The sequence below is a fragment of the Candidatus Limousia pullorum genome (assembly GCF_057405065.1).
Genome location: NZ_CM171614.1, coordinates 187,462 through 201,776 on the forward strand (window position 1 = coordinate 187,462; position 14,315 = coordinate 201,776).

Consider the following 14,315-nt stretch of genomic DNA (forward strand, 5'->3'; position numbering starts at 1 on the left):
ATTAAAAAATACAAATATGTATTTTCAAAAGGTAATTGAAAATAAGTTATTCGGTAAAAATAAATTTATGAAGGCTTGTTTATATAAAGATTGCTGTTTACGAAATATTCGGAGTTTTAATTTGAGATAAGAGCGTAACGTAACATCAAGAATATTTCTAAGCTGAAACTTATTTTAATTATCAATTCAAAAACATATTTTAAAATCAGAAACAATCAAAAAATCAAAATGCCTTACATATTTCCTTTACAATTTATGGTGTACCCGGATATAGATTGATTAAAAGCCTACTGAAAATAATAACAGATCTGCATAAGCTTTACAAAATCATAAAGCGAAAGGTTGAGACCAATGGTTGTTAAATAAATTACCAAGTTGCTGTTTAGATACAGTTTAAAGATTGTTTTAATTTGATAATATGTGTTTTGGAAAAATCAGTTAAAGTAAGACTTGTAAATAAACCTTCCTTAAACAATATCCAAATCTTCAACAGCAGTGTTTTAAAATCTCAATAAAACAGTTGAAGAGCCCCTGAAAAACAGATATTGTAATAGTTTAAATATATTTTAATGATAGGAGACTAAGGTTTTAATTATGTTACTTCCATTTTGTTAAGGGAACTTTGATTTGATCCTGTATTAAATTAAAGTTCCCTTTCCGTTTGCTTTCTTTTCTGTTTTGTTTTTCTGATTTTATTTTTTGCAGTCAGAAGATAAAATCCGAAAGATAAAAGAGCGAAAACATGACATGATTAACATACAAAATTGCACCTCCAAATAAGAATCCCCCGGCTTATATTTCAGTGATATCTGAAACAAAGTCGGGGGATTTCGTATATTTTTTAATTTAAAAGACTCTTTGTTAATAGTTAGTGAAAAGTAAATAAGACCTTGGAGGACGCTGTCCTCCAAACCACCAGCCCAAGGGACAGTGGTCCCTTGGGAATCCCAAATTTTTTTGTTCTAACAATAGTTTCCCAAGAAACTAAACTCCGGAAGCTCTTCGGACAGGGCGCAAAGCAGGTTCAATACATCGTCGTTGTATACGTTGCCTGTAAAATCCAAATAGAAAAGATATTCAAATTTATGGTCGGGCATTGGTCTTGACTCTATTTTTGTAAGGTTAAGACCGCTTGAATTAAATCTGCAAAGCACAGTATAAAGAGAACCTGTAACGTGAGGCAGGCTGAAACACAAGCTTATTTTATCGGCATTTTCCGGAATGTAAAGCTTCTTGGAAATCACGATAAATCTTGTTGTGTTGCCCTTGCTGTTTTGGAAATCTCTCTTTAATATCTTCAGTCCGTATTCCTCCGCCGCACTTTCCGAGCAGATTGCGGCGCAGTTTATTCTTTTTTCTTCAAAAATTTCCTTTGCCGCCACCGCTGTGTTGGAACATGGAACGGCTTTCATGTTGTTTTCGGCTATAAACTCCGAACACTGTGAAAGAGCCTGAGGATGTGACCAAACCTGCTCTATATCCTCAAGACTGCTCTGCTTAATTCCGCAGAGACAGTGGTTTATTTTCAGCTGTTTTTCCCTTACGATATAAAATCTGTTTTTAAGAATAAGGTCGTAAACATCGGAAACAGAACCGGCTGTGGAGTTTTCAACGGGAAGTACGCCGAAGTCCGCTTCTCCCTTGTCCACCGCCGCAAAAACGTCAGACCATTTTTTATAGAACACCGGCTGACAAAGCGGGAAAATCTCTGTAGCCGCCTCGTGGGAGTTTGCTCCTTTGATTCCCTGGCAGGCGATTTTCAGATTTTTTTCCGGCAGTACCTTTACAGCTTCGGTTATTGTTCTGCGCATGGCTTCTCCGCTTCCAACAATGTTGTGCTGTAATGCACGGGAAAGCTCCATAATATTGGCATAAAGAAGTCTGGCGTAGTGGCCGTACTCTCCGCCCTTTTTCTGAACCTCGTCAAGAATTTCGTCCTCACGTTTCTGATTGAGTATAGGCACATTGTTTGCTTTCTTGTACTCCCCTACAGCCTTGGCGCAGTCCATTCTTTTTTTAAAAAGCTCAATAAGCTCTTTATCAATTCCGTCAATTTCTTTTCTGATATCGGCTAAATCTCTCATAATACAAACACTCCCATCACAGAACAAGCTGGGCAACCGCCAAAGCGGCGGCGGCTTCAACAACAGGAACAGCTCTCGGCACTATGCATGGGTCGTGTCTGCCTTTAACGCTTAATTTAGCGTTTTTCATTCCGCTGAGGCTTACTGTGTCCTGTTCTATAGAAATGGACGCTGTGGGCTTTACAGCGGCTTTAAACACTATCGGCATACCGTTTGTGATGCCGCCTAAAATTCCTCCGCAGTTGTTTGACTTCGTCTGTATATTTCCGTCGATTATTTCAAATGGGTCGTTGCTCTCGCTTCCGTGCATTTCGGACAGCTCAAAGCCCTTTCCGAACTCGATACCCTTTATTGCAGGAATACCGAAAACAATTGAAGAAATAATATTTTCCACTCCGCCGAACATTGGGTCGCCGTAACCTGCCTTTACTCCTGTTACAATGCACTCTACAGTTCCGCCTACGCTGTCACCTTTTTCAGCGGCATTGGCTACTTCCTGTCTTATGTTTTCCTCAATGTCCTTGTCAATAAGGGCAAAGCGGCTTTTTGAAAGCTCTCTTAAAATATTTTCATCGGGAAAAACTCCCAAATCGTAAAAGCTTTTATCCTTTACAGAGCCAACGGAAGCAATGTGAGCGGCTATATGGATGCCCTGCTTTTCCAAAATCTGACGGCACAAAGCACCTGCAAAAACTATGGGAGCTGTAAGACGTCCGGAGAAATGTCCGCCGCCTCTTATATCGTTTTGTCCTTTATATCTCACATAGGCGGGATAATCGCTGTGTCCCGGTCTCGGACAGTCCAGCAAATTGCTGTAATCTCCGCTTTTTGTGTTGTTGTTTTCGATAACTGCGCAGATTGGCGCACCTGTTGTCACATCGTTTAACATTCCCGAAAGAACTGTGGGAATGTCAGTTTCAAATCTTGGCGTGGCTGTCTTGTCCTTGCCGGGAGCTCGTCTTGCCATCTGCTCATAGACCTGTTCCATATCTATTTTGTGTCCGGAGGGAAGTCCGTCTATAACAACGCCTATTCCCTTTCCGTGACTTTCTCCGAAAACGGAGATTTTTATTTTATCACCCCAAGTCGATGACATCTGCTTTACCTCCCAAACTGTTGTAGTCCTTAAAGAAATCAGGATAGGACTTGTTTATGCTCATAGGGTCGGTTACATAAATCTCTTTTTCACTTCCCACAGCCGCTGTCGCCATAGACATAACAATTCTGTGGTCGTTGCATCCCAGAGCTTTTCCGCCTTTTAAAGACTTCACTCCCCTTATGATAAGTCCGTCCTCTGTTTCCTCTATATCTCCGCCGCAAGCCTTTACAGCCTGTGAAATCGCCTGTAAACGGTCGCTTTCCTTTATTCTCAGTCTTTCTGCATTGTAAATCACAGTTTCGTCCTGAGCATAGGCGGCGGTCACTGCCAAAACCGGAACTATATCCGGAATCTGTCTTGCATCTATTTTTATTCCATGGAGAGAGCTTTTTTTCACTTTTACAAAATCCTCGCCCCAGCTTATATCTGCCCCGAAATCTTTCACAAGGCCGCAGATATCCTTGTCCCTTTGTGAAGAGCTTTGAGAAACGCCTTTCACCGTTACGTCGCCGTTTATTGCGCCGGCGCAGATGAAAAACGCCGCCTGTGACCAGTCACCCTGGGTTTTATAGTCTGCGGCGGTATACTGCTGATTTCCCTTTATAAAATAGCCGTAATCGGTTCTCTGAGCCTCTACACCGAATTTTTTCATAACATCAAGTGTTAAAGTTACATAGCCCTCGCTCTCAAGCTCTGTGGTCAAAATAATGCGGCTGTTGCCGGAAAGCAGAGGAAGGCTTAAAAGCAGTCCTGTTATAAACTGAGAGCTTATATTTCCCGGAAGAGAAAAATCTCCGCTTTGAAGCTGTCCGGAAATCTCAAAGGGCAGTCCGCCTGATGTTATACATTTAACTCCGGCTTTTGGAAGAATTTCCGTGTATATGCCGATAGGTCTTTCCGGAAGCCGTCCCTCTCCGGTAAACAGGGCGTCAATACCGCCTGCCGCCGCAATGGGTATTACAAATCTCAGGGTTGAGCCGCTTTCACAGCAGTGGAGGCGGCAGCTTTTATTTGAAAACATCTCTCTGCCGTCCACAATAAGGGCGTCGCCCTCAAATCTTGTTTTTGCCCCCATGGCGGTTACACAGTCTATCGTTGCCTTTATGTCCTTTGAAAGGGCAACAGGCTCAATTCTGCTTATGCCTTTAGCAAGGGCGGCGCAAAGCACCGCCCTGTGAACATCGCTTTTTGACGGGGGAACAGTTACCTCCCCTTTGAGAAAAGAGGGAGTAAACATTGCTGTCGTCATATTTAATCAATCCACCTTGATAAATTCCGCCAATTCTTCATGGGGAATTTTCTTAACAAAACTTTTTCCAATCTCGCTTATAAGCACAAGATTTATGCTGTTGCCGCTGCTCTTTTTATCGTTGAGAGCCGCCAAAGCTATATCCTGTGACTTTTCGGGATTTTCTATAGGCAGTCCGTATTTGCGGCATACCTTTGCAATCTTCTTGCAGGTTCCGCCTTTTGTAAGTCCTGCCTTTTCGGAAGCGGCGGTCATCATAACCATTCCTATTGCAACCGCTTCGCCGTGACTGAGGGTTTTAAAATCGCCTAACTTTTCAAGAGCATGACCCAGGGTATGTCCGAAGTTTAATAACATTCTCTCCCCTTTTTCATGCTCGTCGGCTGAAACCACGTCACGCTTTATCTTAACGCACTTGTATATAACCTCGTCGATATTTTCAAGAGCGTCCTCGTTTTTAAGGAAGTTAAAGAACTCCTTGTCCTTTATACAACCGTACTTTATAACCTCTGCCATTCCGTCGCTTACAAAGTGCTTTGGAAGTGTGTCTATTGTGTCCGGGTCGATAATAACCAAAGACGGCTGCCAAAAGGCTCCCACAAGGTTTTTACCCTGCTTTATGTCAAAGCCTGTTTTGCCGCCTACGGAGCTGTCAACCTGAGCAAGCAAAGATGTAGGTATCTGAACAAACTCGATTCCTCTCAGGTAGGTTGCCGCAGCAAAGCCTGCCATATCGCCTGTTACTCCGCCGCCCAAAGCCACAATCATATCCTGTCTTGTAAAGTTGTTGTCAGCAAGACAGTCGTACATATGACAGATTGTTTCAATGCCTTTTGACTGTTCTCCGGCTTCAAAGGCAAAAACCGTAACTGCAAATCCAGCTTCTTTGAGGGAAGTTTTTACGGTTTCTGCGTATATAGGCGACACATTGCTGTCGGTTATAACTGCTATTCTAACAGCCTTTGTAATTCCCTTTATGATTTCTCCGCATTTTTTAATAAGTCCTCTTTCTATGAGGATATCATAAGGTCGTCCGGTTTCAACCCTTACGGCTTTCATTCTCCCAGCTCCTCCTTGATTTTTCTGCCTTCTGCCAAAAGCTCCGTAAGCTTTTGTTTATCTTCGTTTTCTATCTCTTTTTTAATTTTTCCTATATTGTCAATGAGAAGATCAAGCTCTTTTACAAGGTTGTCCTTGTTTTCCAAAAACAGCTCGCTCCAAAGCTCTGCATTTATGTTTGCAACACGGGAAACGTCTTTGTAGCTTCCTGCGGAATAGCCCACATGGTTTTTACAGCATGGGCTCATAACATAGGCGCAGGCAAGCACATGAGGAAGCTGTGAAGTAAAGGCAATCATTCTGTCGTGCTCCGCAGGAGATGTTATCATAACTCCGCCGAAGCCCATAGCCCTTGCAAGTCCGCTTATAACGATTACGCTGTTGTCGTCTGCGTCGCAGGGAATAACGATATAGCTTGCACCTTTAAAAATTTCAGGGTCTGAGGCTTCATATCCGTTTTTCTCCTTGCCTGCCATTGGATGGCTTCCTACAAAATCAAAGGAATATTCCACTGAAAGCTCTACAAGTGCCGGACAAATCTCGTATTTTATACCGGCAGTGTCGGTAACTATTGCGCCCTGCTTTATATATTTTCCGTTTTCTTCCACATACTGCACAGCCGCACCGGGATAAACGGCAAGATAAATAACGTCTGCAATTCCCAGAGAATCTATATCTCCGATTTCGTCAATGGCTCCGTCTGAGAGGGCTTTTTTCTCCACCTCAGGGTTTTTATCTATACCGATAATGTAGTGTTCTGTATTTTTCTTCAATGCTTTGGCGATGCTTCCGCCGATAATTCCGAGTCCGACTATAACTATGTTCATAAAAATCTTCTCCCTGAAAACGCACAAGGGCGGTACTTTTCCCCACCCTTGCTTTACGTTAAATATTATCTTTCATATAGTCTTTAAGCTTGAATACCTTTTTAGCAAGGCTGTCAAACTGGTCAGGAGTCAATGACTGAGCTCCGTCGCAAAGTGCATGGGCAGGGTCGTTGTGAACTTCAATGATAAGTCCGTCTGCGCCTGCTGCAACTGCGGCAACAGCCATCGGCTCTACAAGCCATGATTTACCTGTTGCATGGCTTGGGTCAACAACAACCGGAAGGTGTGACAATGACTTTACAATCGGGATTGCTGAAAGGTCAAGGGTGTTTCTTGTGAAAGTCTCATAGGTTCTGATACCTCTTTCACAAAGGATAACCTGGTCATTGCCACCTGCCATAATGTATTCGGCGCTCATAAGCCACTCTTCAATGGTTGCGGAAAGTCCTCTCTTCAAAAGGATTGGCTTGTTTACCTTGCCAAGCTCTTTCAAAAGCTCGAAGTTCTGCATATTTCTTGCGCCGACCTGAATAATATCCACATTTTCAAACATATCAATGTGGGAAACTCTCATAATCTCTGTAACTATAGGCAAGCCTGTTGCCTTTCTTGCGGCTTTCAAAAGGTCAAGACCTTCGGCTTTAAGACCCTGGAAAGCATATGGTGAGGTTCTTGGCTTAAATGCGCCGCCTCGAAGGATTGACGCACCGGAAAGCTTAACTCTCTTTGCAATTTCAGTAACCTGTTCTTCTGACTCAACAGAGCAAGGTCCTGCCATTATCTGCAAGCTTCCGTCGCCGATTTTAACACCGTTTGAAAGCTCAATCACGGTGTTTTCCGGATGGAACTTTCTGTTAGCCTTTTTATAAGGCTCCTGAACTCTTTTTACGCTCTCAACAAAATCCTGAGCATCTATATAATCAATATCAATCTGAGTAGTATCTCCGATAAGACCGAGTACGGTTGAATGAACGCCTTCCCATTTGTTTACCTTCACGTTATACTGGCTTGTAAGCATATCGGTAAACATTAAAACTTGCTCTTTAGAACATTCCGGCTTCAATACAATAATCATTTTTCTTTACCTCCATTTTGCGGACTGCCGCAATCCCGTCATGCGGCAAACCTTTATAATACAAAAACAATGCAAAACTTAAAAAAAGTATGCATTATTGTTTTTATGATATTTTATCACCACTTGCGGATAAATTCAATACTTTAAAGCAAAAAAATATGAATTATTATGCGTATTTTTGCCGTAACATTCTTATAATTTCATCACATACTTTCATAGGTGACATGGAAGCGTCCACCGTCATGGTGGAATTTTCCCTATAGAAAGGCAGACGTCTTTCATAAAGGTCGGTCATAATCTGCCTTTTGTTTACCCTTTGCAAAAGGGGTCTTGTTGTGTCGTCTTTAAGTCTTTCCCAGAGTGTTTCCAAGTCCGCATCCAGCAAAATTATCTCTCCTGTCTTACTTAAAACCTCGGCGTTTCTCTTAAATGTCAAGGCTCCGCCGCCGGTTGAAATAACCAGATTCTGCATCTTCGCCAAATCACAGCAGGCACGGTATTCCAGATATCTGAAATACTCCTCCCCCTGTCTTGAGAAAATCTCCGGGATTTCCATCTTCTGAGATTCCTCTATGTATTGGTCTGTATCCATAAATTTTCTTCCGGTTCTCTCGGCAAGCATTTTTCCTATGGTTGTTTTTCCGCATCCCATAAAGCCGCAGAGAACTATATTTATCTGACTTAATCTGCTCATTTGTTCCTCAGCTCCGCTGCTGCGTCAAGACACAGCTTATCAATATCATGTTTATCATACTTACTGCCGTCCCATATCTCATGGGCAACCACAGCCTGCCATACCAGCATGGACATTCCGCCCAAAGCCTTGCAGCCCATTGCTTTGGCTTTTTTAATAAGCTGTGTTTCCAAAGGATTGTAAACAGCGTCAAACAAAGATTTTGTCTTTGAAAGAACCTTATCCTCAACCGGCTGTGCGTCCATTTTCGGATACATGCCTATCGGGGTTGCGTTTACCAAAAGGTCAATATCGCCCTCAATCTGATTAAGCTCACAGAAGCTTACATCCTTATCAAGTGTATCCTTAATTTCCTTGCAGAGAGCTTTGCAGATTTCTGTATCTTCTTTTCTAACCGCAAAGCTTAAATCGGCATTTTTCAAAGCCGCTTCATATGCCATGGTTCTTGCAACGCCGCCGCATCCGAGGATTACCACTCTGCCTACAGGCGCAATGTTTTCCGCCTCCAAAGCTTTCAAGAAGCCGTCAGGGTCGGTTGTATAGCCGCATGAACCCTTTTCACCAAAAGCCACTGTGTTGACGCTTCCGTACATCTTAGCCTTTGGGTCAAGGTTCTGGAGTAAAGGTATTATCCTCTGTTTGTGGGGAATTGTAATATTGAATCCGTCCAGTTTTGACAAAACGGTTTTATACTGATTTTCCAAATCCTCCGGGGCTATATCAAAAACACCGTACTGTGCCTCTATTCCTGAAAGCTCAAACAGTCTTTTATGAATAAAAGGCGACATTGTGTGACCCATAGGATGACCGATAACAGCATATTTTTTCAGACTCATAATAAAACACTCCCATTATACCAATCTGTTTGTAATTAACAAATTATAACATATAATGTCGTAAATAGAACTAAAAACAGGTTGAAATTATAAAATTTTAAAAAATTTTCAAAATAAGTATTGACAAAGTATGGAATAAACCATAATATGATGTTTGTAACGTGCTATTGAGGTTCAGCACCTTAACTCATTATAGCATATGTACCGACAACTTGTCCACAGACAAGCTGTAAAACAAATAATAATTTTGATAAGTGTTTAGGAGGAAACTAAAATGGTTTTGGAAAAAGTAAAGAACATTTTGGCAGAACAGTTCGACGTAGAGGAAGACAGCATCACAGCTGAAACAAATCTCCAGGAAGACCTCGGCGCTGATTCACTTGACGTTGTAGACCTTCTTATGTCTATCGAAGATGAGTTCGAGACAGAAATTCCTGATGAGGAAGTTGAGAACATCCACACTGTTGGCGATCTCGTTTCTTACATCGAGGCTAATTCTTAATTGATTTTTTAAACTAAGGGTCGGATTTTCCGGCCCTATTTTTTTGTCTTTTACTGCTTGAAATGTGGATAAAAAGCCTGTATAATAGGAATGTTAAGGCATAAAAAACATATATTGCCTGATTTTTTCGTAAACACGACAAATTAACTTAAAATACAAAAGATGGAGTGATTTTGCCATGGCAGAAAATAAAAAGCTGGTGGAAGCGATTACAAGCAGAGATGAAGACTTTGCAAAATGGTACACAGATATAGTTAAAAAGGCAGAGCTTGCCGACTATTCAGGCGTAAAGGGCTGTATGGTTATCCGCCCTTACGGTTATGCAATTTGGGAGAATATTCAGGCTGACCTGGACAGACGTTTCAAGGAAACAGGCGTTGAAAACGTATACATGCCATTGTTTATCCCTGAAAGCCTTCTCCAGAGAGAAAAAGACCATGTTGAGGGTTTTGCACCTGAGGTTGCATGGGTTACTCACGGCGGCAGCGACAAGCTCAGCGAAAGACTTTGCGTAAGACCTACTTCCGAAACTCTTTTCTGCGAGCATTATCAGAAAATCATCAACACATACAGAGATTTGCCAAAGCTCTACAATCAGTGGTGCAATGTTGTAAGATGGGAAAAAACCACACGTCCTTTCCTGAGAACCTCAGAATTTTTGTGGCAGGAAGGTCACACAATGCACGAAACAGAGGAGGACGCAAGAGAGGAAACTTTGAGAATGCTCAAGGTTTACGAGGACTTCTACAGAGAAACACTTGCTATCCCTGCTGTTGTGGGCAGAAAGACTGAAAAAGAAAAGTTTGCCGGCGCAATGGAAACCTACACAATCGAGCCTATGATGCACAATGGTGTTGCTCTCCAGGGCGGCACATCCCACTATTTCGGCGACGGCTTTGCAAGAGCTTTCGACATTAAGTTTGCAGGAAGAGACAACAAGCTCCACTATCCTCACCAGACCTCCTGGGGTGTTTCCACAAGAATGATAGGCGCTATCATCATGGTTCACGGCGACGATGACGGACTTGTACTTCCTCCGAAGATTTCACCAATCCAGGTTGCAATTGTTCCTATAGCAATGCACAAGGCAGGCGTTCTTGACAAGGCAGCAGAGCTTAAAGCAAGACTTGCAAAAAGCTTCAGAGTAAAGCTTGACGACAGCGACAACTCACCGGGCTGGAAGTTCAGCCAGTATGAGATGAAGGGTGTTCCTGTAAGAGTTGAGATTGGCCCTAAGGACATAGAGAAAAACCAGTGCGTGCTTGTAAGACGTGACACAAGAGAAAAAATCTTTGTTTCCCTTGACAATCTCGAAGCAGAGGTTGAGAAGGCTTTGCAGCTTGTTCATGACGGAATGTATGAAAAAGCTCTCAAAAACACTCAGGATAAAACATTTACAGCCACAAACTTTGAAGAGTTCTGCGACATTGCAAAGAACAAGCCGGGCTTTATCAAGGCTATGTGGTGCGGCGATGTAGAGTGCGAAGAGAAAATCAAGGACGTTACAGGCGGCGTAAAGAGCAGATGTATTCCTTTTGAAGAGGAGCACATAAGCGATGTTTGCGTATGCTGCGGAAAGCCTGCAAAGCATCAGGTTTACTGGGGCAAGCAGTATTGATAATTTCCTTTTGTTGTAAATTAAATATAAAGGTCAGGTGTGACAGATGCCTATTAAGGTAAAAAATAATTTGCCGGCTATACAGATACTTGAAAGTGAAAACATATTTGTAATGCCGGAGGAAAGAGCATTAAAGCAGGACATAAGACCTCTAAAGCTTCTTATTCTCAACTTAATGCCTACAAAAATAGAAACCGAAACACAGATTTTAAGACTTTTGGGTAACAGTCCTTTGCAGGCTGACATTGAGCTTCTGCAAATGGAAACCCACAAATCTAAAAACACATCTTCCCTGCACCTTACCACTTTCTACAAAACCTTTAAAGAAATCAAGGACAGTAAATTTGACGGTATGATTATTACCGGAGCCCCTGTAGAACTTCTGGAGTTTGAAGAAGTGGACTACTGGGAAGAGCTTAAAACAATAATGGAATGGTCAAAAACCAATGTCTATTCCACATTTCATATTTGCTGGGGCGCACAGGCGGGACTTTATTACCACTACGGCGTAAGAAAATACCAGCTTCCGGAAAAGCTTTCCGGCGTGTTCAGTCACAGAATACTCAATCACAATCATCCATTGCTGCGTGGTTTTGACGACACCTTTGTGATTCCTCATTCAAGAAACACAGGTGTGTATCAGGAAGACATTGAAAAATGTCCGGAGCTTGAAATTCTGGCAACCTCCAACGAAGCCGGAGTTTCAATAGTATGCAACAAAAACGGACGTCAGTTCTTTGTAATGGGTCATGCGGAGTACGACCGCAACACCTTGGCTTCCGAATATTTCCGTGACAAAAACAGGGGCATAAACCCACACGTGCCGGAGCATTATTTCCCCAATGACGACCCCACAAAGCTTCCTCCGCTTATTTGGAGAAGCAACGCCACTTTGCTTTATACAAACTGGCTCAACTACTACGTATATCAGCAGACCCCATACGACCTGGAAGAGCTTAAAAAGATGTACGAGGAAGATTGATTTAAACAACAGCACCTCAGCGAAATTAACGCTGAGGTGTTATTTTTATGGTAAATTAAAAAATTTTTTCGGCACGTATCCCAGAATGTTTTTACATTCCTTAATACATTCACTTTCACAGTGAGTTTTTCTGTATTCCTCTATATATTCAAAGGCTGTCCTTTCCTTAAATTTAAAAGGATAATTTTTCAGCAGGTCTATGGGGAGAGCCGCAAGGTTTTCATCCTTAAAGCTTTCTTTTGTAAGTCCTATTCTTTTTGTAAAAAACACGCTGTGATTTCTTTTACATTTAACCAACACATTTGAATTTTCAAAGCTGTAATCCCTTTCGCTGAGTATGGCGTTTAGCTCCACCTGTTTGCAAAATTTTTTGTTGCACAGGGAGTTTTTTATTAAAAAGGATAGGTAATAATCGCCGGAGGACAAAACTATATCGACGCCGCCCAGTCTATTAGAGGGCGATATTTTCTTTTCGGTGTGTAGGTAAAGTCTGTCGAAATTATCCTTTTGCTTTGCTTTTCTGTGGCAGTTAAAGTCCTCAAATTTTCCGCTGTGAAAATAGTAGGCTTCAACCCACATAGGTTCAATTAAACAGCCGCACACATTTATCGCATAATCGGTTATGAGAAGTTTTTCTATTTTTTGAAGGAGTTTTATCTGTTTTTCCCGATTGTATTCCTTTTCAAGCTCTGTCGCTGTGTTTTTTAAATCTTCCATTTGAAATCACCACAAATTTATTATAATCATATAAAACTTTACCGTCAACAAAAAACACACCGGAAAAATTTCATGTTTTCCGGTGTGTTTTCTTATACCGCAAGGGAATTTTTAAGGCTTTCCAATATCTTTTTCTCACGTCTGCTCACCTGTACTTGGGTAATGTTCAGCACCTTTGCCGTCTGAGTCTGGGTCATGTGCTTATAATACCGCAAAATTATAAGCTTTTTATCCTCTTCCCCCAAGTCTTTGACCGCCTGCCTCAAGGAAATTATTTCGGAGAGCTTTTCCTCCACCGAATCAACTGGGATATCCGTCACATACTCGTCCCCGTCACGGTCAAGGTTATTTAGAGAAACCGGCAGTCTTGAGGCGTTTAACGCCTGTACAACCCTGTCAGGCTCGGTTTCAAGAATTTCCGCAAGCTTATTCACGGTTATCTCTTCCCCGTGCTGTCTCAGATACTCGTCGCTTATCTTCGAGGCTTTCAGTGAAAGTTCTTTAAGACTTCGGCTCACCTTAACCGTTCCGCTGTCACGGAAAAGCTGTTTTATCTCCCCTAAAATCACGGGAACGGCATAGGTGGAAAGCTTTATTCCTCTGTCCCAGTCAAAATTATTTATGGCTTTTAAAAGACCCACACAGCCGGCAGAAAAAAGGTCATCGTATTCTATTCCCCTGCCCTTAAATCGCTTTGCGCAGGCGTGTACAAGGCCTAAATTGGCCTTTGCAATCTCCTGTTTATTCTCCATGACCTAAATCAGCTCCTCCCGAGCTGTTCCTGTGTCGGATTATATTTTTCTCAAGGGTAACAGTCGTACCCTTTCCCACTGTTGAGGAAACCTTTATTTTATCCGTAAAGCTCTGCATAACCGCAAAGCCCAGTCCGGCACGCTCCTCGTCCCCTGCTGTGGTGAAAAGGGGCTCCATTGCCCGTTCAATATCGGGAATACCGCAGCCCTTGTCACGGATTTTTATTATTACTTTTCCCTTATCGGTTATTTTTACATTTATGTACACTGTCCCGTCCCCATAGCCGTAGCCGTGGACGATACAGTTTGTAACGGCTTCTGACACCGCCGTTTTTATATCAGCAAGCTCGTTTATGGTTGGGTCAAGCTGCAAAATAAAAGATGCCACGGCACTTCTTGCAAAGCTTTCGTTTGTACTTTTAGCAGGGAAACTCAAATCCATCTGATTTACAATATTCATTTTACCACCCCCAGTGAGCATACGCCGGAAAGGCTTATTATTCTGTCCAAGGATTTTGGAATGTTTACAACCTCAAGAGAGCCGCCCAAAAGAGAAATCTGGCGGTATCTTCCCATTATCAAACCTATTCCGGAGCTATCCATAAATTTCACCCCTGAAAAATCAAGGCGCAGGATTTTGGGTCTTAAAGACTCGGCTTTTCCGTCTATTTCGCTTCTTATGGGAGCAGCCGAGTGGTGGTCTATCTCGCCTTTTAAATAGGCGGTCATCACATCGTTTTCGTATGTAATCTCCATCTTTTCACTTCCTAAAATAAAAATACGTTCATACCAATATAATAATTAGTATGAACGTATTTTTT

The 14,315-nt window shown here is 42.1% G+C and carries 15 protein-coding genes; 3 read left to right on the top strand and 12 right to left on the bottom strand.

Going from position 1 to position 14,315, the window contains the following annotated elements:
• Nucleotides 1-962 precede the first annotated feature (962 nt).
• The 8 genes from pheA to CGICJO_RS00825 form a co-directional block, all read right to left on the bottom strand.
• Complete coding sequence (gene pheA, locus CGICJO_RS00790; RefSeq protein WP_087377579.1) at nt 963-2,084, bottom strand: prephenate dehydratase; 1,122 nt, start codon at nt 2,082-2,084, stop codon at nt 963-965.
• Nucleotides 2,085-2,100: 16 nt separating this feature from the next.
• Nucleotides 2,101-3,180 (bottom strand): chorismate synthase, encoded by a 1,080-nt coding sequence (gene aroC, locus CGICJO_RS00795; protein WP_486499290.1) that lies wholly within the window; start codon nt 3,178-3,180, stop codon nt 2,101-2,103.
• A complete protein-coding gene (gene aroA, locus CGICJO_RS00800) occupies nt 3,161-4,432 on the bottom strand; it encodes a 3-phosphoshikimate 1-carboxyvinyltransferase (protein WP_486499291.1) in 1,272 nt (423 codons plus the stop codon). The genes aroC and aroA overlap by 20 nt, the downstream gene beginning before the upstream one ends.
• A gap of 6 nt (nt 4,433-4,438) precedes the next feature.
• Nucleotides 4,439-5,491, bottom strand: coding sequence for a 3-dehydroquinate synthase (gene aroB, locus CGICJO_RS00805; RefSeq protein ID WP_486499292.1), 1,053 nt, complete (start codon nt 5,489-5,491; stop codon nt 4,439-4,441).
• On the bottom strand, nt 5,488-6,318 hold the full coding sequence (locus CGICJO_RS00810) for a prephenate dehydrogenase (RefSeq protein ID WP_486499293.1): 831 nt from the start codon (nt 6,316-6,318) through the stop codon (nt 5,488-5,490). Before CGICJO_RS00810 ends, aroB begins: the two co-directional genes overlap by 4 nt.
• Before the next feature lie 58 nt (nt 6,319-6,376).
• Nucleotides 6,377-7,393, bottom strand: coding sequence for a 3-deoxy-7-phosphoheptulonate synthase (aroF, locus tag CGICJO_RS00815; protein WP_486499294.1), 1,017 nt, complete (start codon nt 7,391-7,393; stop codon nt 6,377-6,379).
• Between the two features lie 166 nt (nt 7,394-7,559).
• The gene (locus CGICJO_RS00820) at nt 7,560-8,087 is read right to left on the bottom strand and encodes a shikimate kinase (RefSeq protein WP_486499295.1); all 528 of its coding nucleotides are present in this window, start codon (nt 8,085-8,087) and stop codon (nt 7,560-7,562) included.
• The gene (locus tag CGICJO_RS00825; protein WP_486499296.1) at nt 8,084-8,923 is read right to left on the bottom strand and encodes a shikimate dehydrogenase family protein; all 840 of its coding nucleotides are present in this window, start codon (nt 8,921-8,923) and stop codon (nt 8,084-8,086) included. The genes CGICJO_RS00820 and CGICJO_RS00825 overlap by 4 nt, the downstream gene beginning before the upstream one ends.
• Nucleotides 8,924-9,197: 274 nt before the next feature.
• Here CGICJO_RS00825 and acpP point away from each other — a divergent pair, with 274 nt between their 5' ends.
• From acpP to metA, 3 genes are all read left to right on the top strand, one after another.
• A complete protein-coding gene (acpP, locus tag CGICJO_RS00830; RefSeq protein WP_087377564.1) occupies nt 9,198-9,425 on the top strand; it encodes an acyl carrier protein in 228 nt (75 codons plus the stop codon).
• 178 nt (nt 9,426-9,603) lie between these two features.
• Nucleotides 9,604-11,043 (top strand): proline--tRNA ligase, encoded by a 1,440-nt coding sequence (gene proS, locus CGICJO_RS00835; protein WP_486499297.1) that lies wholly within the window; start codon nt 9,604-9,606, stop codon nt 11,041-11,043.
• 46 nt (nt 11,044-11,089) lie between these two features.
• A complete protein-coding gene (gene metA, locus CGICJO_RS00840; protein ID WP_486499298.1) occupies nt 11,090-12,025 on the top strand; it encodes a homoserine O-acetyltransferase MetA in 936 nt (311 codons plus the stop codon).
• A gap of 45 nt (nt 12,026-12,070) precedes the next feature.
• Here metA and CGICJO_RS00845 read toward each other — a convergent pair whose 3' ends face one another.
• The 4 genes from CGICJO_RS00845 to CGICJO_RS00860 form a co-directional block, all read right to left on the bottom strand.
• Nucleotides 12,071-12,742, bottom strand: a complete 672-nt coding sequence (locus CGICJO_RS00845) for a hypothetical protein (protein ID WP_486499299.1) — start codon at nt 12,740-12,742, stop codon at nt 12,071-12,073.
• Between the two features lie 92 nt (nt 12,743-12,834).
• Nucleotides 12,835-13,494, bottom strand: coding sequence for a sigma-70 family RNA polymerase sigma factor (locus tag CGICJO_RS00850; protein ID WP_486499300.1), 660 nt, complete (start codon nt 13,492-13,494; stop codon nt 12,835-12,837).
• Nucleotides 13,484-13,954 (bottom strand): anti-sigma F factor, encoded by a 471-nt coding sequence (gene spoIIAB, locus CGICJO_RS00855; RefSeq protein WP_486499301.1) that lies wholly within the window; start codon nt 13,952-13,954, stop codon nt 13,484-13,486. Before spoIIAB ends, CGICJO_RS00850 begins: the two co-directional genes overlap by 11 nt.
• The gene (locus tag CGICJO_RS00860; RefSeq protein ID WP_486499302.1) at nt 13,951-14,250 is read right to left on the bottom strand and encodes an anti-sigma factor antagonist; all 300 of its coding nucleotides are present in this window, start codon (nt 14,248-14,250) and stop codon (nt 13,951-13,953) included. Before CGICJO_RS00860 ends, spoIIAB begins: the two co-directional genes overlap by 4 nt.
• Nucleotides 14,251-14,315 lie beyond the last annotated feature (65 nt).

Bases quoted from the DNA above. Each gene is read 5' to 3' on its own strand.
- pheA (WP_087377579.1), bottom strand. From the start codon at position 2,084: ATGAGAGATTTAGCCGATATCAGAAAAGAAATTGACGGAATTGATAAA.
- aroC (WP_486499290.1), bottom strand. From the start codon at position 3,180: ATGTCATCGACTTGGGGTGATAAAATAAAAATCTCCGTTTTCGGAGAA.
- aroA (WP_486499291.1), bottom strand. From the start codon at position 4,432: ATGACGACAGCAATGTTTACTCCCTCTTTTCTCAAAGGGGAGGTAACT.
- aroB (WP_486499292.1), bottom strand. From the start codon at position 5,491: ATGAAAGCCGTAAGGGTTGAAACCGGACGACCTTATGATATCCTCATA.
- CGICJO_RS00810 (WP_486499293.1), bottom strand. From the start codon at position 6,318: ATGAACATAGTTATAGTCGGACTCGGAATTATCGGCGGAAGCATCGCC.
- aroF (WP_486499294.1), bottom strand. From the start codon at position 7,393: ATGATTATTGTATTGAAGCCGGAATGTTCTAAAGAGCAAGTTTTAATG.
- CGICJO_RS00820 (WP_486499295.1), bottom strand. From the start codon at position 8,087: ATGAGCAGATTAAGTCAGATAAATATAGTTCTCTGCGGCTTTATGGGA.
- CGICJO_RS00825 (WP_486499296.1), bottom strand. From the start codon at position 8,923: ATGAGTCTGAAAAAATATGCTGTTATCGGTCATCCTATGGGTCACACA.
- acpP (WP_087377564.1), top strand. From the start codon at position 9,198: ATGGTTTTGGAAAAAGTAAAGAACATTTTGGCAGAACAGTTCGACGTA.
- proS (WP_486499297.1), top strand. From the start codon at position 9,604: ATGGCAGAAAATAAAAAGCTGGTGGAAGCGATTACAAGCAGAGATGAA.
- metA (WP_486499298.1), top strand. From the start codon at position 11,090: ATGCCTATTAAGGTAAAAAATAATTTGCCGGCTATACAGATACTTGAA.
- CGICJO_RS00845 (WP_486499299.1), bottom strand. From the start codon at position 12,742: ATGGAAGATTTAAAAAACACAGCGACAGAGCTTGAAAAGGAATACAAT.
- CGICJO_RS00850 (WP_486499300.1), bottom strand. From the start codon at position 13,494: ATGGAGAATAAACAGGAGATTGCAAAGGCCAATTTAGGCCTTGTACAC.
- spoIIAB (WP_486499301.1), bottom strand. From the start codon at position 13,954: ATGAATATTGTAAATCAGATGGATTTGAGTTTCCCTGCTAAAAGTACA.
- CGICJO_RS00860 (WP_486499302.1), bottom strand. From the start codon at position 14,250: ATGGAGATTACATACGAAAACGATGTGATGACCGCCTATTTAAAAGGC.